The following is a 22,758-nucleotide window of genomic DNA, read 5'->3' on the forward strand; positions in this document are numbered from 1 at the left end:
GGCGGCGAACTGGCCCGATCAGCAGCCGCAGGCGCCGCCGCAGCAGCCACCGCCGGCGGGTGCCGGAGCACCACCGGCGGAACCACCCCGGCCGGTGACCGCGACGGCGGAAAGCAACTTGACCGTGTCGGCGTGTCCCTGTGGGCAGGTGGCCGGCTCACCGGCCGCAGCCATCGAACGGTTGACCTCGAAGGTGTCTCCGCAGGCGCGGCAGCGGAACTCGTACCGGGGCATGGCACCCAGGGTACGGGGACCTGACGTTCGGCGGGGCATGGGTGATACTCGACGGGTGGTGGACGGCGAGGACGACACGCGTGTGCAACCGTTACGACCGGCCGCGCCGCTGGACGGCCCACTGGAGGGCTCGGGGGCCGCACCCGATCCGGTGCGCGCGGTGCCCCGACCCCGCAGGCCATGGCTGAGCGGACGGTCCGGGGGTGGGGGGTCGACCACACCAGCGGCCACACCCGCACCGGCCGCCCCCGGCCCGGCCGCGAAGGCCGAGGCAACCTCGGTCGCGGATCCGAAGACCGCAGACCCGAAGACCGCGGACGCCACGGTGGAGGACGCGAAGGCGGACGCCGGCGCCGGTGACCCGGCCGCGCCGAAGCCCGCCGAACCGAGCGCCGACACGCCGGCCGATGCGAAGACCCGCACCGCCGACGGCGATGCGAAGACCGCGGCCGTGGCCGCCACCGCGGATCCGGCGAAGACCATGGTGGACGGCGTACCCGTCGTGCCGGCGTCCGATCCCGCCCGGCGTCGGCGGGTGCCGTTCGCGCACGCGGTACGGCTGGAGCCACGTCGGGCAGCGACCGCCGCCGCCCATGCGACCCGCGCCTGGGCTCGGCGGCCGAGCGGTCGGCTCACCCTGCCCGGTGTGTTCCTGCTGGCGCTGGTGGCCGCGACCGCAGCGGCGGGTGCGCTGCTCGTGCCGGCCACCATCCGCGCACCGCGCCCGGTCGCGGCCGACTCCTCCGCCACGCCGGCCGTACCGCCAGCGGCGCCGTCCGGGTTCCCCACCGGCCCGCTGCCCACCGGGCCGGTGCCGACCGGCCCGCTGCCCAGCGGTGGGCTGCCCGGTGGCGGCCTCCCCGGCAGTGGGCTGCCGACCGGGCCCGCCATCGGGCCGGTGGTCGGGGGTCGCCCCTCGGACGCTCTGGCCGGTTGGGCTCAGCAGGTCGGCGCCAAGGTGGGTGTCCCCCCGACCGCCATGCAGGCGTACGGGTACGCCGAGCTGGTGCTCGCCCAGACCAACCGCAGCTGCGCGTTGAGCTGGACCACGCTGGCCGCGATCGGCAAGGTCGAGTCGGGGCACGGCTCAGCCAACGGCGCGCGGTTGGGGGCGGACGGCATGGCACTGCCGAAGATCATCGGGCTGCCTCTGGACGGCAAGGACGGCCGGATGCGGATCATCGACACCGACCGTGGGGCGCTCGACGGGGACCCGGTCCTCGACAAGGCGATCGGGCCGATGCAGTTCATCCCGACCACCTGGCAGGAGATCGGCGCGGACGCCGACAACGACGGCAAGAAGGACCCGCACGACCTGGACGACGCCGCCCTGGCAGCGGGAAACTACCTCTGCAAGGGTGGCCGGAACCTGAGCATTCCGGGCGACTGGTGGAACGCGATCCTCTCCTACAACGACGTGCGGCGCTACGCCCAGGACGTCTACGACACCGCGAACCAGTACGGACGGGCCAGTCGCTCGTGAAGTGATCGTCTCGATACGTTGGAGAACTGGACACTTCCCCCCGGCCTCTGTTAGCGGCAAGCTAGACGGGTGATGGTGCGCGAGTGGGACCCCAGGACCGCGTCGTCCGCCGAGATCGCGTCGCTGCTGTCGACGCTGAACGCGGTCCTGGCGGCCGATCTGCCGCAGGACCCGCCGTGGCGGGAGACCTCGCTGCGGGAATACCTCGCCGAGGTGATGCCCGGCGAGCGGCGGATCTCCTGGATCGCCCAGGCTGAGCCGACCGCTCCCGGCGACCCGGGCGCGGTGCTCGGCCAGGTGCACGTGCTGCTCCTCGGTGACATCGGCGTGCTCGAGGTGCTGGTGCACCCGTCCGCGCGGCGCAGCGGTCTCGGTCGTGACCTGGTGTTGCGCGCCGCCCGCCGGGTCTACCAGGAGGGCTTCCAGTCGATCGGGGTGGAGGTGGTCGGCGACACGCCGGCGGTGGCCTTCTACGAGTCGCTCGGCTTCGCCCGGGAATACGTGGAGACCCGCAGCGTGCTCGACCTGACCGCGGTCGACTGGGCCGAGCTGGCCGAGATGGCGACCGGCATCGGGGCGGGTTACCACCTGGAGTTCTTCCCCGGCGGGCCACCGGATGACCTGATCGAGGCGTACGCGCGGGCGAAGGCCGAGGTGCGCGACGTGGACGACGGTGAGCTGCGCCCCAGCTCCTACGACCCGGAGCGGCTGCGTGACAGCCTCGACACCCTGCACCGGCGGGGCATGAAGCCGTACATCGTGCTCGCCCGGCACGAGCAGAGCGGCGAGGTTGCCGGCCTGACCGAGGTGGTGGTCCCGGCGCAGCACCCCACCCGCGCCGACCAGTACGACACGATCGTCGCGCAGGACCACCGCGGCTACGGCATCGACCGGGCGATCAAGGCTCGGATGCTGCTGGAGCTGCGCTCCGCCGAGCCGGAGCTGATCGAGGTGCAGACCTGGAACGCGCAGGCCAACGAGGCGATGCTGAAGGTCAACGCCGAGTTGGGTTACCGGTCCGACCGGGACTGGTGCGAATACAGCGTCGACGTCGCTGAGCTGGTGCACCGCCTCGACCCACCCCGCTGAGGGAATTCACGAAACTGTCCACTTGGGGATGGACGGCGGACAGCCGCGCACCTTAACGTGCGTTCGACCCCCATCCACCCATCGTGGAGGCCCTATGCGCCCGCGCCGCTCAATCGCCGCGCTCGCGACCGCCACCGCCGCCGTGACCATCACGGCGCTCGGCGTCGCACCCACCGCGGCCAGCGCCGCGCCCACCGACCTGTTCATCTCCGAGTACGTCGAAGGCTCGTCGAACAACAAGGCGATCGAGCTGTTCAACGGCACCGGCGCCGCCGTGGACCTGGCGGCCGGTGGTTACCAGTTGCAGCTCTATTTCAACGGCTCCACCACGGCCACCACGATCGCGCTGACCGGGAGCGTGGCCGCTGGTGACGCGTTCGTGTTCGCGAGCGCCTCGGCCGGGGCCGCCATCCTCGCCCAGGCCGACCAGACCACCGGGGCGAGCCTGCTCAACGGTGACGACGCGATCGTGCTGCGCCGGGGCACCACAGTGCTCGACTCGATCGGGCAGGTCGGGGTCGACCCGGGCACCGAGTGGGGGGCCGGCACAACCAGCACCGCCGACAACACCCTGCGCCGGCTGCCAACCGTGGCCGCCGGTGACACGGACCCGACGGACGCTTTCGACCCGGCCGCGCAGTGGGCCGGCTTCCCGGTCGACACCTTCGACGGGCTCGGCGCACACACCGTCGACGGCGGCGGCCCGGCCGACGTGCCGGCCACGCTGACCTGCGGGGGCCCGTTGGTCACCGCGGCGGGCACGGCCGCGACGCGCGAGGTCACCGCCACCGACCCCGACGACACGATCGTCGACCTGGCCGTGACGGGGATCAGCCCGACCCCGACCACCGGCTCGATCACCCGCACCGCGGTCACCCCCGCAGAGGGGGTGGGCGGCACCGCCCGCGCCACGGTCGGCACCAGCGCCGACCTGACCGCCGGGGCGTACACCGTCACCCTCACCGCGACGGACGCGGACGGCGGCACCGCCAGCTGCGCGCTGGTCGTGCAGGTGACCCGGGAGCTGACCGTCGGCGAGGTGCAGGGTCCGACCACCGACGCCGAGTCCGGTCCGAGCGACCGGTCGCCGCTCGCACCGGCGAGCGGCAACGGCACGAGCAGCACCCTGTACGACGTCCGCGGCGTGATCACCCAGTTGACCCTGGCGCGCACCTCGGCGGGGGCGGAGCAGCACGGCTTCTTCCTCCAGAGCCGCACGGGCGACACCGACGGCGACCCGACCAGTTCCGACGGCATCTTCGTGTTCATGGGCGCGTTCACCTCACTGGTCGGCGGTTACGTCCCGGCGGTCGGCGACGAGGTGGTGTTGCGGGCCCGGGTGTCGGAGTATTTCGGCTTCACCCAGCTCTCCGGTGCCTCGCTGGTCCGCCGGATCGCCGGCGGGCTGGCCGTTGACACCGCGGTCGAGGTCACCGACGCGGTGCCACCGGCCGAGGTGACCGACGCGCAGCGTTTCTGGGAGCGGCACGAGGGCGCCCGGATGCGGGTACGCGCGGGCAGCGGCGCGGTGAGCGGACGGGACGTCTTCTCGTCCACGGCCGACGCCGAGCTGTGGGTGGTGGACCGGGACGATCCACTGCTGGACCGCGCCGACCCGTACACCCGGCGGGTCTTCCGTGATTCGCACCCGCTGGACAACGACCCGACCCGCCGTTTCGACGACGGCAACGGCCAGCGGACGCTGTTCGGCAGCATGGGTGTGAAGGCCACCGCCGGGGACAGCGCCGCGCTGCTCCCGCCGGCGCGCACCTTCGACACGCTGCGCGTGGACGCGGTGGGCGGGGTCTACTACTCGTTCGAGAAGTACGGCGTCCAGGTCGAGCGGGCGGAGTTCGCCGCCGGGGCCGACCCGTCGAAGAACAACCCGCCCAAGCCGGCCGACAGGTCGCAGGAGGTGGCCGTGGCCACCTACAACGTGGAGAACCTGTACGACTACCGCGACGACCCGTTCGACGGCTGTGACTTCACCGGCAACGCCGGTTGCCCGGGCGTCAACCCGCCGTTCGACTACGTGCCGAGCAGTGAGGCGGACTACCGGCAGCAGCTCGGTGCTCTCGCCGACCAGATCGTCAAGGACCTGCACGCACCGGACCTGATCCTGGTGCAGGAGGCCGAGGACCAGGACATCTGCACGGTTTCCGGCACCACGTTGAGCTGCGGCGACACCGACAACGCGGACGGCGCTCCGGACAGCATCCAGGAGTTGGCGCTCACGGTGGCGGCAGCCGGTGGGCCGGCGTACGCCGCTGCCTATGACCGGACCGGCGCGGACGCCCGCGGGATCACCGCCGCCTTCCTGTACCGCACGGACCGGTTGTCGCTGGCGGCCGCGACGGCGAACGACCCGCTGCTGGGCTCGGCACCGACCGTCCAGTACCGAGCTGCGGGGTTGCCGGCCAACGCGGACGTGCAGAACCCGAAGGCCCTCAACGCGGTGCTCCCGTCGGACGTGGACACCTCGACCGGTCGGGATGGCAGCAACGTCTTCACCCGCGCTCCCCAGTTGGGCAAGTTCACAGTGGCCGCCGCACCCGGTTCGACCGAGCGGTTCACCCTGTACGCGCTCAGCAACCACTACTCCTCGGGCCCGGACAGTCGGGTCGGGCAGCGGCGGGAGCAGGCGAGGTACGGCGCGGCGATCGTCACCGCGATCGAGGCGGCCGACCAGACCGCCCGGGTGGTCTACGGCGGGGACCTGAACGTCTTCCCCCGCCCGGACGATCCCATCGCCACCGGCAGCCAGCCCACGCCCTCGGACCAGCTCGCACCGCTCTACGAGGCGGGCCTGCACAACCTGTGGGACAACCTGGTGGCGGACGTGCCGGCGTCGGCGTACTCGTACAGCTTCGAGGGGCAGGCGCAGACGCTCGACCACCTGTTCGTGAACGACGCGCTCTACGGCGACCTGGTGCAGGTGCGAGCAGCGCACATCAACGCCGACTGGCCGGCGGAGTTCACCGGCGACGGGTCGCGGGGTTCCAGTGACCACGACCCGCAGGTGGCCCGGTTCCGGTCCCGGGCGTCGTTGACCGTCGCCGACACGACGGTGGTCGAGGGCAACCAGGGCACCAGGCGGCTCACCTTCACCGCCACGGTGTCCCGGCCGCTGTCCCAGCCGGTGCTGCTCTGTGCCACCACGGTCGGCCTCACGGCGCAGGGTGGTTCGGATTTCGACCCGTACGCCGGTTGCAAGGTGTTGGCGGCCGGGCAGACGTCGGTGGCGTTCCCCGTGTCGGTACGCGGTGACCGTAAGCGGGAGGCGGACGAGAAGCTGACGCTGCTGGTGGCCGGGGTCCCCGGCCTGCGGCTGGCCGACCCGCTCGCGGTCGGCACGATCACCAACGACGACTGACGTCGCGCGTTCCCTCGCTGGTGTCAAGGTCAGACCACCCCGCGCGGGGGCCACGGTGGTCGGGGCAGGTGCCGGTGTTGAGCCACACGCACCTCCCACTGGCTTCGGCGCCGCATCGCGTCCCGAACTGCCCGGTCGCGGTAGAACGTTTCGGGGGGACGGGCCAGCCCGTAGATGTCCGCCCACCATTCGCCCGGCTCAGGGTCGAGAATGGTGTCGAGGTGCGACGGGTAGCGACGGTCCGCGCCGTTGTACGTGTCCTGCCAGTCCTGCATCGGTTTGAGCACCCGGCCGAACTCGTCTACCACGGCCAACCGGCAGCCCACCACACCGATGATGCGCCGGAGCAGGACGATGCTCGGCACCATGCGGCCGGCCTCGATCCGGCCAATGGTGGCATGGTGCACACCCGCCCACCGGGCCAGCTCGCGCTGGCTCAGGTCGGCGCGACGGCGGACCGCCCGGACGATACCGGCGGCAGGCCAGGGCGCGTCGGAAGGCTCAGTGAGCAGGACCGGCTCGGCTGAGGCTGGCGAATCACTCATGCCGCCACCGTCCCGCCTGGTGGAGCTGGACGCAATCCCGCTTGCCGGGCCTGTGGACAACCAGCTGACCTGTGGATATCGTCCGCAGCCCGGCGGATCACTGTCCGTGCACGCGGCACCAATTACACCCGCCACTACAGCGCGTCACGGGGTTTTACGCTGCCCCGTCGAGCAGCCAGACCAGGCCGGACACATCACCGGACTGACCAGGGGGAATCCCCATCCTCGCCAGCAGACCCACCACCCCATACCCGCCCCCTTTGCTCTGCAGTTCAATATGCGCCGACAGCGGAGGGTGAGCGTCGCCGTCGTGGGTGCAGAGCAAAGGCGGGAGGGGAGGTGGGGGCGGCTCGTCAGATGGTTACGCTCCGCGAGCCGTTTCTGCCGGTGGGTCCGCGGGTCTGCGGGTCCGCAGCACCGCAGGTCGCTGGGTCCGCAGGTCGGTCGGTCCACGAGCCGGTACGTCGGGCAGCTATACCGCGCCGCGTGCCGACGGGGCACGCGGGCAGGACGCGCCGGCCGTGCGCGAGCCGACGCCGCCTTCGCAGGCCAGGAAGACAGCGCGGCCGGGGTCGGACCTGGGGTCAGTAGCGCTGACGCAGCAGCCCGGCGGCCTCGACCGCCCAGTAGGTGAGGATGACCTGCGCGCCGGCCCGCTTGATCGAGGTGAGCGTCTCCAGCATCACGCGTTCCCGGTCGATCCAGCCGTTCGCGGCGGCAGCCTCGACCATCGCGTACTCACCGGAGACCTGGTAGGCGGCGACCGGGACGTCCACCGCGGCCCGGACCGCCGACACCACGTCGAGGTAGGGCAGCGCCGGCTTGACCATCACCAGGTCGGCGCCCTCGGCGACGTCCAGCGCCACCTCGCGCAGCGACTCGCGCAGGTTGGCCGGGTCCTGCTGGTAGGTGCGTCGGTCGCCCTCCAGCGCCGACTCCACCGCCTCCCGGAACGGGCCGTAGAAGGCGGAGGCGTACTTCACGGCGTACGCCAGCACGGCGACGTCCTGGTGCCCGGCGGCGTCGAGCGCCCGGCGCACCACGCCGACCTGGCCGTCCATCATTCCGGACGGCCCGACCATGCCGACCCCGGCGGCGGCCTGGGCCACCGCCATCTCGGCGTACGCGGCCAGGGTGGAGTCGTTGTCCACCTCGCCGTCGGGGGTGAGCAGCCCGCAGTGCCCGTGCGAGGTGAACTCGTCCAGGCACAGGTCGCTCATCACCACGGTGTCGTCACCGACCTCGGCCACCACGTCGCGGATGGCGACGTTGAGGATGCCGTTCGGGTCGATGCCCCCGGAACCGGTCGGGTCCCGCCGTTCCGGCACGCCGAAGAGCATGATCCCGCCGACACCGGCCTGGACCGCCTCGGCCGCCGCCTTGCGCAGCGAGTCCCGGGAGTGCTGGAGCACCCCCGGGAGCGAACCGATGGCCCGCGGCTCGGTCAGCCCTTCCTTGACGAACATCGGCACGACCAGCTCGGCCGGGTCGACTCGGGTCTCCGACACCAGCCGGCGGATCGCCGGGGTGCGGCGCAGCCGGCGGGGCCGGATCTCGGGGTACGACATGGAAGGGCCTCCTCGAACGACTACCGGAAGCGCAGAGCGGTCGGGCCCTGCACCTTCGAGCCGCGGCGCTGCTTGGCCGGCATGGCGGCCAGCTTCTCGCGCAGCTCGACGGCGTAGGCGGCGAGCGCCTCCACCAGGTCGGGCACCGAGGCGTGGGGCGGCTGGACGTCGACCCGCAGGCCGAACTCCGTCGCGGTCTCCGCCGTCTTGGGCCCAATGACGGCAACAACGGTCCGGGCGTGCGGCTTCCCGGCGATGCCGACCAGGTTGCGCACGGTGGAGGACGAGGTGAAGAGCACCGCGTCGAACCCGCCCGACTTGATCGCGTCCCGGATCTCGGCGGGCGGCGGCGCGGCCCGCACCGTCCGGTACGCGGTCACGTCGTCGACCTCCCAGCCGCGCTCGGTGAGCCCGGCGGCGAGCGTCTCGGTGGCGATGTCGGCGCGCGGCAGCAGCACCCGGCCCACCGGGTCGAGGATCTCGTCGTGCGGGGAGAACTCGGCCAGCAGCCCCTCGGAGGACTGCTCCCCGCTGGGGATCAGCTCCGGCTGGATGCCGAACGCGCGGACCGCGTCCGCCGTCGCCTCACCGATGCAGGCGATCTTGACGCCGCCGAAGTGCCGGGCGTCCAGACCGTGCTCGGCGAACTTCTCCCAGACCGCGCGGACCGCGTTCACCGAGGTGAAGATCACCCAGGCGTACCTGCCGTCGACGAGGCCCTTGACCGCGCGCTCCATCTGCGCCGGGGTGCGCGGCGGCTCGACCGCGATGGTCGGCACCTCACACGGGATGGCCCCGTACGCGCGCAGTCGGGCGCTCATCACACCGGCCTGCTCCTTGGTGCGGGGTACGAGCACCTTCCAGCCGTACAGCGGGCGGTTCTCCCACCAGCTCAGCTTGTCGCGCTGACCCACCCCGACACCGACGGTGAGCACCACCCGTCCGGTGAAGCCGAGCGCGGCGGCCACGAAGCTGTCCACGGTCGACGTGGTCGTGTACTGGGTCTCGCCGGTGCCGTCGCCGGTCACGCCGACGCCGGTGGTGCCGTCGACCCCTGCGGCGAGCAGCCCGTCCCGGACGGCGGCGAGGTCACCGGCGTCCACGGCGAGCGCGAGCGAACCCCGGCCGACGGCCGTGGCCAGCGCCTCGAAGTCCAGTGCGCTGACGTCCTCGACGTCGGCAGCCGTCCGCACACCCGGCAGCGGCACACCGGCGTAGGTGGCCACACCCTCGGCCTGGCCGACGCCGGGCACCACCTCGAAGTGGGCGGCGGTGCGGGCGACGGCCTGCACCTCCTTGACCACCGAGTCGTGGCCGAACGGGTCGCCGGCGACGAGGTGCACCGCGTTCAACCCGGAACGGGCCGCGGAGATCAGCACCTTCGCCACGTCCCCGGGCGCGCCCTCGGCCGGCGTGAACTCGGCATCGTCCCTGGCATCGGCACGAACGACGGCGAGCAACGACTCCGGGACTCCCCGGTCGTAGATCACCTGGTCGGCGTCGACCAGGGCGTCGTGTGCCCGACGGGTCAGCAGACCTGGGTCACCGGGGCCAGCCCCGACGAACGCGATACGGCCGACGGGCTTACGGGTGCGGGTCATTCTGTGCTCCCAAATTGCTGGGTCCCCGGGCCGGTGTGTCCTTCGTGGCCGAGGATCGAGTCGGCGCCGAGTTCGAGGAGTTCGGCGGCGAGTGCCTTACCGATCTCCGCCGCGTCGGCGGGCGTTCCGGTGCGGGACAGCCGGAGGTCACGAGTGCCGTCCGGGCTGATCACCGCCCCGCGCAGGTAGATCTCATCGCCGTCGTCACCTTCGGCGAGTTCGGCGTAGGCGGCGACGGGTGCGCTGCACCCGGCCTCCAGGGTCGCCAGCAACGCGCGTTCCGCGGTGACCGCGGCGCGCGACGGTGCGTGGTCGAGCAGCGCGAGCAGCTCGACCAGGTCCTGGTCATCGACCCGGCACTCGACCGCCAGCGCACCCTGGGCGGGCGCGGGCAGCATGAGCATCGGGTCGAGCGTCTCGGTGATCGCGTCGGTCCGACCGATCCGGGCCAGCCCGGCCCGGGCCAGCACGACCGCGTCGAGGTCGGCCTCGGGGCCGAGCACCCGCGCTAGGCGGGTGTCGATGTTGCCGCGGATCGGGGTGACCTCCAGTTGCAGCCCGAGGGCGTGCAGCTGGGCGATGCGGCGCAGCGCGCCGGTGCCCACCGTGGCACCGGGCGGCAGCTCGGCGAGCGTCCGGCCGCCCTGGGCGATCAGCGCGTCGCGCGGGTCCTGTCGGGCCGGCACCGCCGCGATGTGCAGCCCGGCGGCGGCGGCCGTGGGCAGATCCTTGTAGGAGTGCACCGCGAAGTCGATCGTCCTGGCGGTCAGCGCGTCGCGCAGCGCGGAGACGAACACCCCGACGCCGAGCCGGTGCACCGGCGCGTTGGAGCGGTCGCCCGCGGTGATCACCTCGACCAGCTCGACCGGGCGTCCGGTGGTGGCGGTCAACGCCTCGGCGATCTGGCTGGACTGGGCCATCGCCAGGGCGCTGCCCCGGGTGCCGAGGCGCAGGGGGGCGGTCATCGCGCACCTCCGGTGGGCGGGGTCGGCTCGGCGGCGTCGGCTCCGGACACCGGGTCGGTGCCGAGCAGTGCCGTGCCGAGGTCGGGGGTCAGCACGTCCGGGACGGTGTCCACCGGAGAGGTCTGCGGCACCTCGAGGTCGAACAGCTCGCGCAGCAGGGCCGCGTACTGGTCGCCGCCGGGCTCCGCGGCCAACTGGCGCACCTTGACGGTGGGCTGGTGCAGCAGTCGCTGCACCACCCGGTGCACGGTGCGGGCCACCTCGGCCCGCAGGTCGTCGCCGAGGTCGGGGCGGCGCTGGGCGAGCCGGCGCAGCTCGGCGGTGACCACGTCGTCGGCCCGGCCGCGCAGCGCGGCCACGGTGGGTGCCACGTCGGCGCCGCGCAGCCAGGTGAGGAAGCCCTCCACCTCGGCCAGCACGATCCGTTCGACGGCGGCGGCGTCGGCAGCCGCCGGACCGTCGGCGAGCAGCGCCGCCATCCGGTCGATGTCGATCACCTCGACGCCGGGCAGCTCGGCGACACCATCCTCGACGTCGCGCGGTACGGCCAGGTCGAGCAGGACCAGCGGGCCCCGGGCCGGGTCCCGCTCGGCCAGCGCCGCGCTGACCACCGGACGGGTGAGGACCGGTTCGGTGGACGCGGTGGCGGCCACTACGATGTCCACTGTGGAGAGGGTGTTGGCCAGCTCGGTCATCGGCGCCGCACTCGCCCCGTACGACTCGGCGAGCCGGACGGCCCGGTCGGCGCCCCGGTTGCTGACGGTGAGGGGCCCAGCACCCAGCCGGGACAGCGTGGCCACCCCGAGCGAGCCCATCGCGCCGGCGCCGACCACCAGGGCCGGGTGGCCGGCGAGGTCGCCGTCGAGGTGCCCGGCGGCCAGCTCCAGCGCGGCGGTGACGACGCTCTGGCCGGCCCGGTCGATGCCCGTCTCGGCGTGGGCCCGCTTGCCGACCCGCAACGCCTGCTGCATCAGCTCGTGCAGCAGCCGGCCGGCCGAGTCGGCGCCGGTGGCCCAGTGGTACGCGTCGCGCAGCTGCCCGAGGATCTGCGCCTCACCGACGACCATCGAGTCCAGGCCGGTGGCGACCCGGAAGACGTGGTCGACGGCGGCGGTGTCGTAGTGCACGTACAGGTGGCTGGCGAGCGCCGCCGGCGGGCTGCCGGCCTGCTCGGCCAGGACGGCGCAGACGTCGCCGAGCCCGCCGTGGAAACCGGACACGGCGGCGTAGACCTCCACCCGGTTGCAGGTGGAGACGATCACCGCCTCGGCGACGTACGGCTGGGCGATCAGGCGGTCCAGGGTGCGGGTCAGGTCGGCGGGGGGCACAGCCAGCTGCTCCAGCGTGGCGACCGGGGCGGTCCGATAGGACGCGCCGACGACGAGCAGTTTCACGTGCCGATCGCCTCCTGGGTGTCGGTGGCCGCGAACCCGCCCGGCAGGGCGGTGAGAGCGGACCCGCCGGTGGCGGGCAGCGCGGTCAGCGTTGCCTTGCGGTGCTCGTGGAAGGACAGAATCTGCAGCTCGATGGCGAGGTCGACCTTGCGCACGTCGACCCCCTCCGGAACCGAGAGTACGCACGGTGCGAAGTTGAGGATGCTTGTCACGCCGACGGCGACCAGTTGGTCGGCGACCTGCTGGGCGGCTGCGGCCGGGGTGGCGATCACGCCGATCGCCAGGGATTCCTCCGCGGCGACCGCCGGCAGGTCGTCGACATGCCGGACAACCAGGCCGTTGATCTCCTCGCCGACCCGGGAGGGATCGGCGTCGAGCAGTGCGGCGATCCGGAAGCCCCGGCCCGCGAAGCCGTCGTAGCCGGCCAGGGCGTGACCGAGATTACCCACGCCGACCAGGGCGACAGCCCTGCGTTGGGTGAGCCCGAGCACAAACTCGATCTGCTCGATCAGCAGCGCGACGTCGTAGCCGACGCCCCGGGTGCCGTACGAGCCGAGGTGGGAGAGGTCCTTGCGGAGCTTGGCGGAGTTGACACCGGCGGCGGCGGAGAGGCCCTCGCTGGAGACCGTCTCGTGCCCGGTGTCGGCGAGGTTGTGCAGCGCGCGCAGGTACTCCGGGAGCCGAGCGACGGTCGCCTCGGGCAGATCCGGTAGCGCCGGTACGGCACCGGCGCGGCCGGGCGCGCCTGGGTGACGGTGCTGACTCATGAGACTCCGTGCGGTGCGATCCTCGGCCAACTCCGCTGGTCGGCCGCTTATGGACTCCCGCTGGCGACCGAGATTGCCGGCTGTGCTAGCAGGGCGCGTCGGAGTCACAGAGTAGGCGCTTGTGAAGACGTGCACAAATCGCGATCTTGCCGCTGCGTCACGCAACCTCACCAGCACCTCCATTCCGCAAGATCGATCCGACGGGCCTCCGCCCACGCCGCCCGGGCGATTATTGCTCAATCCCGACTTCTCTGACCAATCCCGCGCCGAGCCTTCCGGGGCTGTCCCCCGGGTGGTAGGGGCAGCACTACGGGGGAGAGGCAGGGCTTCGGGATGGGGACCCGAAGTCCGAATGCCTAGCCTTTTGGGCATGACCGCCGTTGCCGCCACCAGCGACCCACCGACGCTGGCACCGAGCATCCCCCGCCAACTCTTCGTCGACTCCGGGTACGTGCTGCTCGGCCTGCCCCTGGCGGTGGCCAGCTTCGTGGTCCTCATCGTCGGCACCGCGGTCGGCATCGGCCTGGTGGTGACGGTGGTCGGCCTGCCGATCCTCAGCGGCACCCTGTACGCCGCCCGCGGGCTCGCCGACATCGAGCGGCTGCGGCTGCCCGCGGTGCTCCGGCAGCCCCGGATCCGGCCGCACTACCGGCTGCCCGAGACGGGCGCGAACGCCTGGCGGCGGATCTTCGTGCCGATGCGGGACGCCCAGTCCTGGCTCGACCTGGCGCACGGCATCCTGCGGCTGATCGCTGCGGTCGGCACCTTCGTGGTGGCCCTGGTCTGGTGGGCCGGAGCGATCGCCGGCTCGCTGTACTGGGCCTACGACTGGGCCCTTCCCCGAGCCGACGGCGAGGGTGACAAGGACCTGGCCCAACTGCTCGGTCTGGGCGACTCGACCACGGCCCGAATCGGCCTGTACACCGCGACCGGGGTGTTCTTCCTGATCACCCTGCCGATCGTGGTCCGGGGTTGCGCGCTTCTCCAGGCCAGCTTCGCCAAGGCCATGCTGACCGGGGTGGCCGAGATGCGCGACCGGATCACCGTGCTGGAGGAGCAGAAGCGGGCCGCCGTGTCCGCCGAGGCATCCGCGCTACGTCGGTTGGAACGCGACATCCACGACGGCCCCCAGCAGCGCCTGGTCCGCCTGGCGATGGACCTCAGCCGGGCCCGGATGCAGCTCGCCTCCGACCCGGAGGCGGCCGGCCGGACCATCGACGAGGCGGTCACCCAGACCCGGGACACGCTGGCCGAGCTGCGGGCGCTGTCCCGGGGCATCGCCCCGCCGATCCTGGTCGACCGGGGCCTGCCCAGCGCCCTGGCCGCGATCGCCGCGCGTGGGCTGATCCCGATCGAGCTCCAGGTGGATCCGCAGCTCGGCACCCCGGGCGGGCGGCTCGACCCGGCGGTGGAGAACACCGCGTACTTCGTGGTGTCCGAGGCGCTGACCAACGTCGCCAAGCACGCCCGGGCCACCGAGGCCGTGGTGGCGGTCGCCCGGCAGGGCGCCCACCTCCAGGTGCGGGTGGGCGACGACGGTCAGGGCGGCGCGCACCTGGCCAAGGGGCACGGGCTGGCTGGCATCGCCGACCGGGTCCGGGCCGCCGGCGGTGAACTGGTGGTGGTCAGCCCGGCCGGCGGCCCCACCGAGATCCGCGCTGAGCTCCCGCTGTGATCAGTCCCGTGCCGCGCCCCCACTACGGGCCGGACGTGGTAGACAACACAGCCATGCGCATCGTGATCGCGGACGACGCCGTCCTGCTCCGGGAGGGGCTGGTCCGGCTGCTCACCGAGAGCGGCCACCAGGTGGTGGCCGCCGTCGGGGACGGCGACGCGCTGGTCGAGGCGGTGGTGGAGCACCGCCCGGACGTGTCGATCGTCGACGTCCGGATGCCGCCGTCGCACACCGACGAGGGGCTGCGAGCAGCGGTGGAGGCACGCCGGTTGGTGCCGCGTACCCCGATCCTGGTGCTCTCCCAGTACGTCGAGGTCTCGTACGCCGATGATCTGCTCGCCACCACCGGCGGTGCCGGCGGCGGAATCGGCTACCTGCTCAAGGACCGGGTGGCCGCGATCGACGAGTTCCTGGACGCGCTGCGCAGGGTGGCGGCCGGCGGCACGGTGCTCGACCCGGAGGTGGTCGGTCAGCTCTTCGCCCGACGCCGCCGCGACGACCCACTGAGCGAGCTGACCCCCCGCGAGCGCGAGGTGCTCGCCCTGATGGCCGAGGGCCGCTCGAACACGGCCATCGCCCGCTCCCTGGTGGTCAGCGACGGCGCGGTGGAGAAGCACGTGCGCAACATCTTCACCAAGCTCACCCTGCCGCCCGACACCGAGCAGCACCGGCGGGTGCTGGCCGTCCTCACCTACCTGCGGAACTGATCTCCCGGGCCAGGGTCACCGCGTCGGTGAGCGTGTCGGCCACCGGGTGACCGGAGTCACGCAGCCGGGCCGGGTCGGTGAACCCGCCGGTGTAGAGCACCGCACGGCCGCCCACCGCGAGGGCCGCGTCCGCGTCGTCGATGGAGTCGCCGATCAGCACCACCGAGGCGCCGTCCACGCCCAACTCGGCCAGGTGCAGTTGCAGCGACTCGGCCTTACGGCCGCCGCCGACCGTGGCCCGCAGCCCGTCGACCCGGGCGAAGTGGCCGGTCAGCCCGTACGTGTGCACGGTCGGCACCAGCTCCTCGTGGAACCACATGGAGAGCAGGCTCTGACTGCCCGGCCAGGCGGCCATCGCGGTGCGCGCGTCGGCGGCCAGCTCACAGGTGGTCAACCCGGTGCGGTACGCGTCGTGGAAGATCCGGTCCAGTCGGCCGAACTCGTCGTCGTCGACGGCCTGGCCGAGCACCTCGGCGTAGTACTCGGCGATCGGTCGGCGGAACCGCACCCGGTGCTCGTCCAGGGTGACCGTCGGCCCGCCCAGGCTCGCGAACACGACGTTGGTGGCGGACACCACCAGGCTGAGGTCGTTGAGCAGCGTCCCGTTCCAGTCCCACACGAGATGAGGGTGTGCAGGGGTCATCAGGACACCTTAGGCACCGCTCAGAGCTGCGGGGTGGTCAGGTCCCGCAGCAGCCGGTCCTCCTCGACCCGCCAGTAGCCGTGCTCCTTGCCGTCGAGCATCACCACCGGCAGCCGGTCTCCGTACTCCCGCTCCAGCCCCTCGTCGCCGGTGACGTCCCACTCGACCCACTTGTCGCCGGTGACCGCCACCACCCGGTCGAGCGCGGCCTTGGCGTCGTCGCACAGGTGGCAGCCGGGGCGGGTGATCAGGGCGAGCCGGGCGTCAGTGGCCATCGGTTACCTCCGTGCGGGTGTCGGCGGGTGCGGGCGGGTCGGCTGGCGTCGCCGGCCGGAGCTGGACCTTTCGTACCTTGCCGATCGCCGAGTGCGGCAGGGCGTCGACGAACTCGACGGCGGTCGGGCACTTGAACCGGGCCAGGTTCCGTGCGCAGTGGGCGAGCAGCTCGTCGCCGGTCACCGGTCGCCCGGGCGCCGGCACCACGTACGCCCGCACAGTCTCGCCGGTCCGCGGGTGCGGCACACCCAGTACCGCCGACTCGGCCACCCCGGGGTGCCCGGTGAGCACCAGTTCGACCTCGTGCGGATAGACGTTGAACCCGTTGACCAGGATCAGCTCGCCGAGCCGGTCGACCAGGAAGAGGTCACCGTCCTCGTCGGCGTACGCGATGTCGCCGGTGCCCCACCAGCCGTCGGCGTCCGGGCCGCCCCGACCGTCGGGCCAGTAACCGTCGAAGAGGTTGGGGCCGGACACGACGATCTGCCCCGGGTCGGTGCCCGGCGACACATCGGAGATGTCCAGCTCATCGGGGTCGTCGTCGGGAACGGTCAGCCCGTCGCGCCACAGGTCCACCCCGTCGGCGCCGATCAGGCGCAGCCGCACACCGGGCAGTGGCCGACCGATCGAACCCGCCTTGGCCACACCACCGACCAGGGTGGAGGTGAGCACCGGGGCGGTCTCGGTGAGGCCGTACCCGATGTGCACCTGATGACCGGTGGCCTCGGTGAAGCGCGCCGCGACGGCGGGCTCCAGCGGCGCCGCGCCGCAGACCGCCACCCGCACCGACGCGGTCGCCGCGCGGGCCGCGGGGGCATCGGCCCAGGTCAGGAACATCGACGGTACGCCGACCAGCACGCTGACCCGGTGCCGGGCGATCTCGTCCAGCCCTGCCGTCGGGCCCGGCTCGTCGAGCAGCACGCCGGTCGCGCCATGGTGGACGACCGCGCCGAGCCCCGAGTTGAGCCCGTACGCGTGGAACAGCGGCAACGCGAGCAGCACGGTGTCCGTCGGGCCGACCACCGGCGGCTGGATCCCGTCGACCTGCTCGTGGTTGGCGAGCAGCGCCTGGTGCGAGAGCATCGCCCCCTTGGGCCGCCCCTCGGTGCCGGAGGTGTAGAGCAGTACAGCCAGGTCGGCACCGCCTCGTCGCGGGCGGGCCGGCGGTCCGGGTGCCTCGGAGGTCGGCGGGGTGCCGGACACGTGGCCGAGCGCGGGCAGCTCGGCGGCCACGTCGGCGACCAGGCTCCGGACCTGATCGGTGGCGATGAGCACCGACGCGCCGGAGTCGGCCAGCACGTGCCGCAGCTCCGGGGCGGTGAAGCCGGGGTTGACCGGCACGGCGACCAGCCCGGCGCGCAGGGCGCCGAGCCAGGTGACCACGAAGTCGAGCGTGTTGGGCAGCGCGATCGCGACGCGCGGCGGTGTACCGCCGGGGTCGCTGGGCGGCGCGGCGGCCGACAGGCCACGTGCGACGGCGTCCACCGCGGCATCCAGGTCGGACCAGCTGAGTGTCTGGTCGCGCCAGTGCAGCGCGGCCCGGTCATCGCGGTCGAGAGCCGCCCGGCGGACCCGGTCGGCGAGGTTCGGCGCGGGGTTTGCCGAGGAGTCCTGCACGGTGATCGAGTCTGGCACAGCGCGCGGCGACAGACTATGGCCGACAGGTGGGCCAGCGCCCGGGAGCGGCACTGCGAAAGTCCCATCAACGGGACTCTCCTGTGTGCCGCCGACGGTCCGGCCTGGTCCTGTCGATGGGACGGTCCAAACCGTCCACAGACGCCTCGGCCAAGCGAGCGCGGCCGCCCGGCGCGGCGACCAGCCGAACGGGCAATCAGCCCCGGACCAGGTGATCCATCCTGGAACACCGCACCGACGCAAAGTCAAACGCACACGACGGACAACCGGTCCGCCACCGGTGCGGCGGAGCGGGAAATACTTCCGCCTTGTGTAACGGACTTGCCACGCGCGGGTGACGTTGGCCCTATCATCACTCGGGTCGGGTCACCCCATTTGCCGTGAGTCGACACCCCTCAGCCCGAGGAGGCCCCCGTGCCTGTGAGCGCATTGGACCAGCACCTCCATGGGAGTTGCCGCCCGCCGGCAACTCCCATGACCGTCCTGCCCGACCGGGATCCCGGTCGGCCCGTCCCGATGACCTACAGACCGGCCCGTCCGGTGGCCAACGGGACGGGGGCAGCCCGGTGACCACCTTCGGTTACGCGGAACGCCCGCTCGGCCTGACCGGTCAGCCGGCCCGCTCACACGTCAACGAGCGGCCGATGGCCCGTTCCCCGCTGGACGACCCACACGGCACCGCCGTGCGGGGCGACGGCGCGGCGCATCGGACACGCAGCCGGCCACACCACAACGAACCGACGCCACGCCCCGCGGTGCCGGGCGGGAACGGTGGACCGCCCGGGGGGCGCGTCGCCGTACCGCCCCGACCGTTGCCCGCGCAGGGACGACGGGTCAGCGACACACCAGCGGTGACCACCGACCCGGCGGCGGGTGAGACAGCGGTGATCCCGGCAGTGCCGGCCACCACCGCCACCACCCCGACCGGCTTCCCGAGCCGCCCGGACCCGTCCGACCCCGCCACCGAGGTCTGGACGCTGATCGAGCGGGCCCAGGCCGGCGAGTCCGAGGCGTTCGGTCTGATCTACGACCGGTACGTGGACACGGTGTTCCGATTCGTCTACTTCCGGGTCGGCAACCGGCAACTCGCCGAGGACCTCACCTCGGACACCTTCCTGCGCGCGCTCAAGCGGATCGGCAGCTTCACCTGGCAGGGCCGAGACCTCGGCGCCTGGCTGGTGACGATCGCCCGCAACCTGGTCGCGGACCACTTCAAGTCGGGCCGCTACCGGCTGGAGGTCACCACCGGCGACGTGCTCGACGCCGACCGGGAGGACCGGGGCCCGGAGGGCAGCCCGGAGGCCGCGGTGGTGGAGCACATCACCAACGTCGCGCTGCTCACCGCCGTCAAACAGCTCAACCCGGAGCAGCAGGAGTGCATCGTGCTCCGCTTCCTCCAGGGCTTCTCGGTCGCCGAGACGGCCCGTGCGATGGGCAAGAACGAGGGCGCCATCAAGGCCCTCCAGTACCGGGCGGTTCGCGCCCTGGCCCGCCTCCTTCCCGACGGCTTCCAGCCGTAGATTGTTTCGGCGGGGCCGATGGACGCCGATCAACGTCCTTGCAGGTCAGAGTCGGTCCCGCCCGGTGACGACGATCACTTTCTGTAATTTCCGGCCCGCCAGGCCCGTAACCCGTGCCCGGTCCGCCGCGTTTCTCCGGGTGCGACCGGTGGATGTCCTGGCAGGCCCGGGGCACGAGGTCCGACCGGCACGCCGGCGGCACCTCACCTCCGTGGTGTCACACTGCCGCCCGGTCGCTGGCAACGACCGCGGCCGACCGGCCGTGACCAGCGAGAGGAGGTGCCTGCGGTGGACAACATCCTCTTCTCCCGCCGGCGCGCCGAGCGCTTCGCGCAGCTTCTCGACGAGGCCAACGGCGCTCGACGACACCACGTGCGATCCCGGGTGGACGGTCAGCTCGCGTCGCTCGTCGCGGTTGGTCAGCGGCTCACCGTCGACCCTCCGGCTGTGGAGGTGAACCCGGACTTCCGTACCGGCCTGCGGGCAATGCTGCTCGCGACCGCCGAACGCGAAGGGCTGGGCACCGCACCGGCGGCCACCGAACCAACCACCACGACGACGACCCGCGGGCGGCTCCTGCCGGCGGTCACCGCCCGGCGGGCCCGAGCCCGTGGCGCGATCCTGATCGGCATCGCGGCCGGCGCCATCGCGGTCTCCGGCATCTCCGCCGCCAGCGAGAACGCCGTGCCCGGCGACGCCCTCTACGGCATGAAGCGCTCGACCGAACGCGCGCAACTCGCCCTGGCCAGCTCGGACATCAGCCGCGGCCAGCTCTTCCTGGACTTCGCCCGGACCAGAGTCGGCGAGGCAGCCAAGCTGCGCGGCGACCGGATCGGCTACAGCGCGGTCCTCGACGATATGGACGCCGACACCCGGCAGGGCGTACGCCTGCTGACCGCCGCCGCCGTGCAGCGGGCCGAGTCGGGCAGCCTGGACACACTCAACACCTTCGTCTCGGGCCAACGCCGGGCGGTGAGTGGCCTGCTCGACGGGAGCACCCGCGCCGACCGGGCCCGGACCCAACGGTCGCTGGTCCTCCTGGACACCATCCGGGAGCGTTCGGATGCGCTGCGCGCGGCAGTCGCCTGCGGCCTCCCGGCCCCGACCGCCAGCGACACCCTCGGCCCCAACCCGAGCGCCTGCCCCGGGGCGCGCTGACCCGCACCCCTATACCGCAGGTCCGACCGGCCGCGCCACAGTTCGTTCTGTGCTCGGCCGGTCGACCGTATCCGGCGGCTACCCTTCGCTGGGAGGCATCCGTCGTACCGGTGAGAAAGGGAGTCGCGTGGCGCGCAGCCGTAAGGTGACGGTCAGCACCGACGCCGAGGGGCACACCGCGGGCTGGGCGGAGACCGACCTCGCCCCGGCTACCGCACCGGATTCGACGGCCGCGGCGTTCTTCGACGTGGACAACACCATGATGCAGGGCGCCTCGATCTACTGGTTCGCCCGCGGGCTCGCCTCCCGGAACTACGTCACCACCTCCGACCTTGCCCGGTTCGCCTGGCAGCAGCTCCGGTTCCGGCTGCTGGCCCGGGAGCACGCCGGTGACATGTCGCTGGCCAAGGAGGCCGCGCTGGCCTTCGTCCAAGGCTGGCGGGTCGACGAGGTGGAGCGCCTCGCCGAGGAGATCTTCGACGAGATGATGGCTCCCCGGATCTGGGCCGGCACCCACCAGCTCGCCCGAGGTCACCTGGGCGCCGGCCAGCGGGTGTGGCTGGTCAGCGCGGCCCCGGTGGAGATCGGCCGGGTGATCGCCGCACGGCTCGGCCTGACCGGTGCCATCGGCACGGTGGCCGAGATCGCGGACGGGGCGTACACCGGGCGGTTGGTGGGTGACCTGATGCACGGGCCGGCGAAGGCCGAGGCGGTCACCCATCTCGCCGCGGTGGAAGGGCTCGATCTGACCCGCTGCGCGGCCTACAGCGACTCGGCCAACGACCTGCCGCTGCTCCGTGCGGTGGGCAGGGCGGTGGCCGTCAACCCGGACGGCACCCTGCTGCGGCAGGCCCGCCAGCACGGCTGGGAGGTACGGGACTTCCGCACCGGCCGGCGCGCGGTCAAGATCGCCGTGCCGTCGACCGCGGCGGCCGGTCTGGTCGCCGGCGCGGTCACCGCCGGCCTGGCGTTGCAGCGCCGCCGCCGCGCCGACTGACTCAGGGGCCGAACGGGTCGGGCCGTCGCTCCAGCAACGTGTGCAGGGTCTGCTGGATGGTCTCCCGCACCTGGTCGGCGAGGTTGAACACCACCAGCGGGTCGTCCGCCGAGTCGGTCAGGTGGGCCGTCGGGATGGGCGGGCAGAACTCGATCAGCCACTTGCTGGGCAGCGGCACCATGCCCAGCGGGCCGAGCCACGGGAAGGTCGGCGTGACCGGGAAGTAGGGCAGCTTGAGCAGCCGGGCCAGGGGCTTGATGTCGGCGAGCATCGGGTAGATCTCCTCGCCACCGACGATGGCGACCGGCACGATCGGGGTGCCGGTGCGCAGCGCCGCCGAGACGAAACCGCCCCGCCCGAACCGTTGCAGCTTGTACCGGTCGGCGTAGAGCTTGCCGACCCCCTTGAAGCCCTCGGGGAACACACCGACCAGGTCTCCCCCACCGAGCAGCCGCTCGGCGTCCGGGTTGCAGGCCACCGTGCCGCCGGTCTTGCGGGCGAGCTCGGAGACCACCGGCATCCGGAAGACCAGGTCGGCGCCGAGCAGCCGAAGGTAGCGGTGGGCAGGGTGCTTGTCGTGCAGGGCAGCCGAGAGGATCAACGCGTCCAGCGCCACCGTCCCCGAGTGGTTGCCGACCACCAGGGCGGGCCCGCCGACCGGCACGTGCTCCACCCCACTGACCTCGGTGCGGAACCAGTCCCGGTAGAGCAGCCGCAGCAGCGGGTGGAAGACCGCGTCGGTCAACTCCGGGTCGAAGCCGAACTCGTCGACCTCGTAGTCGCCGGCGAGCCGTCGGCGCAGGAACGCCAGCCCGTTGGCGACCTTGCGGTCCCAGTGGTCCCCCGGCCGGTCCGCCACGGCCGGAGGGGTGCCACCCGGCGTCGAGGCGTCGCCCGCGCCGACGGGCTCGTCGGTGGCCGCGGTGTCGACCTCGTCGGCCGGCGTGGGCGTCGGGGCGACCCGCGCCGCCGGCCGATGCCCGTTGCGCCGCGCCGGCTCCGCATCCGGTGCGGGCGACTGCTGGGGTACGTCGAAGCGCCCGACCCCCTGCGGGTCACGCCCCTCTGCCGGCCCGGTCATGACGCCACCTCGGTTGGCGACTGCGCGGCTCGCACAACCGGCTGACT

The 22,758-nt window shown here is 72.7% G+C and carries 19 protein-coding genes; 8 read left to right on the plus strand and 11 right to left on the minus strand.

The features are described from left to right. Positions 1 to 18 precede the first annotated feature (18 nt). Positions 19 to 234 carry an FmdB family zinc ribbon protein gene (locus HNR22_RS16435; protein WP_088950326.1) on the minus strand — a complete coding sequence of 72 codons (216 nt, stop codon included), beginning with the start codon at positions 232 to 234 and terminating at the stop codon, positions 19 to 21. A gap of 55 nt (positions 235 to 289) precedes the next feature. Between HNR22_RS16435 and HNR22_RS16440 the strand changes: the two genes are divergently transcribed. From HNR22_RS16440 to HNR22_RS16450, 3 genes are all read left to right on the plus strand, one after another. Then, positions 290 to 1,717, plus strand: coding sequence for a lytic murein transglycosylase (locus HNR22_RS16440; RefSeq protein WP_179783580.1), 1,428 nt, complete (start codon positions 290 to 292; stop codon positions 1,715 to 1,717). Between the two features lie 72 nt (positions 1,718 to 1,789). Further along, positions 1,790 to 2,806 carry a GNAT family N-acetyltransferase gene (locus HNR22_RS16445; protein ID WP_179783581.1) on the plus strand — a complete coding sequence of 339 codons (1,017 nt, stop codon included), beginning with the start codon at positions 1,790 to 1,792 and terminating at the stop codon, positions 2,804 to 2,806. 94 nt (positions 2,807 to 2,900) lie between these two features. Further along, positions 2,901 to 6,179, plus strand: coding sequence for a lamin tail domain-containing protein (locus tag HNR22_RS16450; RefSeq protein ID WP_179781101.1), 3,279 nt, complete (start codon positions 2,901 to 2,903; stop codon positions 6,177 to 6,179). 29 nt (positions 6,180 to 6,208) lie between these two features. Here HNR22_RS16450 and HNR22_RS16455 read toward each other — a convergent pair whose 3' ends face one another. The 6 genes from HNR22_RS16455 to HNR22_RS16480 form a co-directional block, all read right to left on the minus strand. Then, on the minus strand, positions 6,209 to 6,724 hold the full coding sequence (locus HNR22_RS16455) for a helix-turn-helix transcriptional regulator (protein WP_179781102.1): 516 nt from the start codon (positions 6,722 to 6,724) through the stop codon (positions 6,209 to 6,211). 584 nt (positions 6,725 to 7,308) lie between these two features. Continuing rightward, entirely contained in the window at positions 7,309 to 8,292 is a 984-nt protein-coding gene (gene hemB / locus HNR22_RS16460) for a porphobilinogen synthase (protein WP_179781103.1), read from the minus strand. A gap of 20 nt (positions 8,293 to 8,312) precedes the next feature. Beyond that, on the minus strand, positions 8,313 to 9,893 hold the full coding sequence (locus tag HNR22_RS16465; RefSeq protein ID WP_179781104.1) for a bifunctional uroporphyrinogen-III C-methyltransferase/uroporphyrinogen-III synthase: 1,581 nt from the start codon (positions 9,891 to 9,893) through the stop codon (positions 8,313 to 8,315). Further along, positions 9,890 to 10,858: a hydroxymethylbilane synthase gene (gene hemC / locus HNR22_RS16470; protein WP_179781105.1), complete on the minus strand. Its 969-nt coding sequence runs from the start codon at positions 10,856 to 10,858 to the stop codon at positions 9,890 to 9,892. Before hemC ends, HNR22_RS16465 begins: the two co-directional genes overlap by 4 nt. Further along, the gene (locus HNR22_RS16475; protein ID WP_179781106.1) at positions 10,855 to 12,252 is read right to left on the minus strand and encodes a glutamyl-tRNA reductase; all 1,398 of its coding nucleotides are present in this window, start codon (positions 12,250 to 12,252) and stop codon (positions 10,855 to 10,857) included. The genes hemC and HNR22_RS16475 overlap by 4 nt, the downstream gene beginning before the upstream one ends. Continuing rightward, entirely contained in the window at positions 12,249 to 13,019 is a 771-nt protein-coding gene (locus HNR22_RS16480; RefSeq protein WP_179781107.1) for a redox-sensing transcriptional repressor Rex, read from the minus strand. Before HNR22_RS16480 ends, HNR22_RS16475 begins: the two co-directional genes overlap by 4 nt. Positions 13,020 to 13,389: 370 nt before the next feature. Here HNR22_RS16480 and HNR22_RS16485 point away from each other — a divergent pair, with 370 nt between their 5' ends. Beyond that, complete coding sequence (locus HNR22_RS16485) at positions 13,390 to 14,694, plus strand: sensor histidine kinase (RefSeq protein WP_179781108.1); 1,305 nt, start codon at positions 13,390 to 13,392, stop codon at positions 14,692 to 14,694. A gap of 53 nt (positions 14,695 to 14,747) precedes the next feature. Beyond that, complete coding sequence (locus HNR22_RS16490) at positions 14,748 to 15,401, plus strand: response regulator transcription factor (protein WP_088950337.1); 654 nt, start codon at positions 14,748 to 14,750, stop codon at positions 15,399 to 15,401. On the opposite strand, the gene HNR22_RS16495 is transcribed toward HNR22_RS16490, so the two are convergent. From HNR22_RS16495 to HNR22_RS16505, 3 genes are read right to left on the minus strand one after another with little or no spacing between them, the layout of a single operon-like run. Continuing rightward, the gene (locus HNR22_RS16495) at positions 15,382 to 16,044 is read right to left on the minus strand and encodes an HAD family hydrolase (protein ID WP_179781109.1); all 663 of its coding nucleotides are present in this window, start codon (positions 16,042 to 16,044) and stop codon (positions 15,382 to 15,384) included. The genes HNR22_RS16490 and HNR22_RS16495 overlap by 20 nt on opposite strands. Positions 16,045 to 16,064: 20 nt before the next feature. Then, on the minus strand, positions 16,065 to 16,319 hold the full coding sequence (locus HNR22_RS16500; RefSeq protein ID WP_030329740.1) for a glutaredoxin family protein: 255 nt from the start codon (positions 16,317 to 16,319) through the stop codon (positions 16,065 to 16,067). Beyond that, the gene (locus tag HNR22_RS16505) at positions 16,309 to 17,937 is read right to left on the minus strand and encodes an AMP-binding protein (RefSeq protein ID WP_179781110.1); all 1,629 of its coding nucleotides are present in this window, start codon (positions 17,935 to 17,937) and stop codon (positions 16,309 to 16,311) included. The genes HNR22_RS16500 and HNR22_RS16505 overlap by 11 nt, the downstream gene beginning before the upstream one ends. Positions 17,938 to 18,521: 584 nt before the next feature. Between HNR22_RS16505 and HNR22_RS16510 the strand changes: the two genes are divergently transcribed. The 3 genes from HNR22_RS16510 to HNR22_RS16520 all read left to right on the plus strand — a co-directional run bounded on the left by HNR22_RS16510 (position 18,522) and on the right by HNR22_RS16520 (position 21,630). Further along, positions 18,522 to 19,475 (plus strand): ECF subfamily RNA polymerase sigma factor, BldN family, encoded by a 954-nt coding sequence (locus HNR22_RS16510; protein ID WP_179781111.1) that lies wholly within the window; start codon positions 18,522 to 18,524, stop codon positions 19,473 to 19,475. Between the two features lie 279 nt (positions 19,476 to 19,754). Then, positions 19,755 to 20,633, plus strand: a complete 879-nt coding sequence (locus tag HNR22_RS16515; protein ID WP_425488060.1) for a DUF5667 domain-containing protein — start codon at positions 19,755 to 19,757, stop codon at positions 20,631 to 20,633. Positions 20,634 to 20,760: 127 nt separating this feature from the next. Beyond that, positions 20,761 to 21,630 carry an HAD-IB family hydrolase gene (locus HNR22_RS16520; protein WP_179781113.1) on the plus strand — a complete coding sequence of 290 codons (870 nt, stop codon included), beginning with the start codon at positions 20,761 to 20,763 and terminating at the stop codon, positions 21,628 to 21,630. 1 nt (position 21,631) lies between these two features. Here the strand turns inward: HNR22_RS16520 and HNR22_RS16525 are convergent, their stop codons facing one another. After that, positions 21,632 to 22,711: a lysophospholipid acyltransferase family protein gene (locus HNR22_RS16525; protein ID WP_218906447.1), complete on the minus strand. Its 1,080-nt coding sequence runs from the start codon at positions 22,709 to 22,711 to the stop codon at positions 21,632 to 21,634. Positions 22,712 to 22,758 lie beyond the last annotated feature (47 nt).

Source organism: Micromonospora jinlongensis, assembly GCF_013410645.1.
In the GTDB taxonomy this organism is placed as follows: Bacteria; Actinomycetota; Actinomycetes; order Mycobacteriales; family Micromonosporaceae; genus Micromonospora; species Micromonospora zamorensis.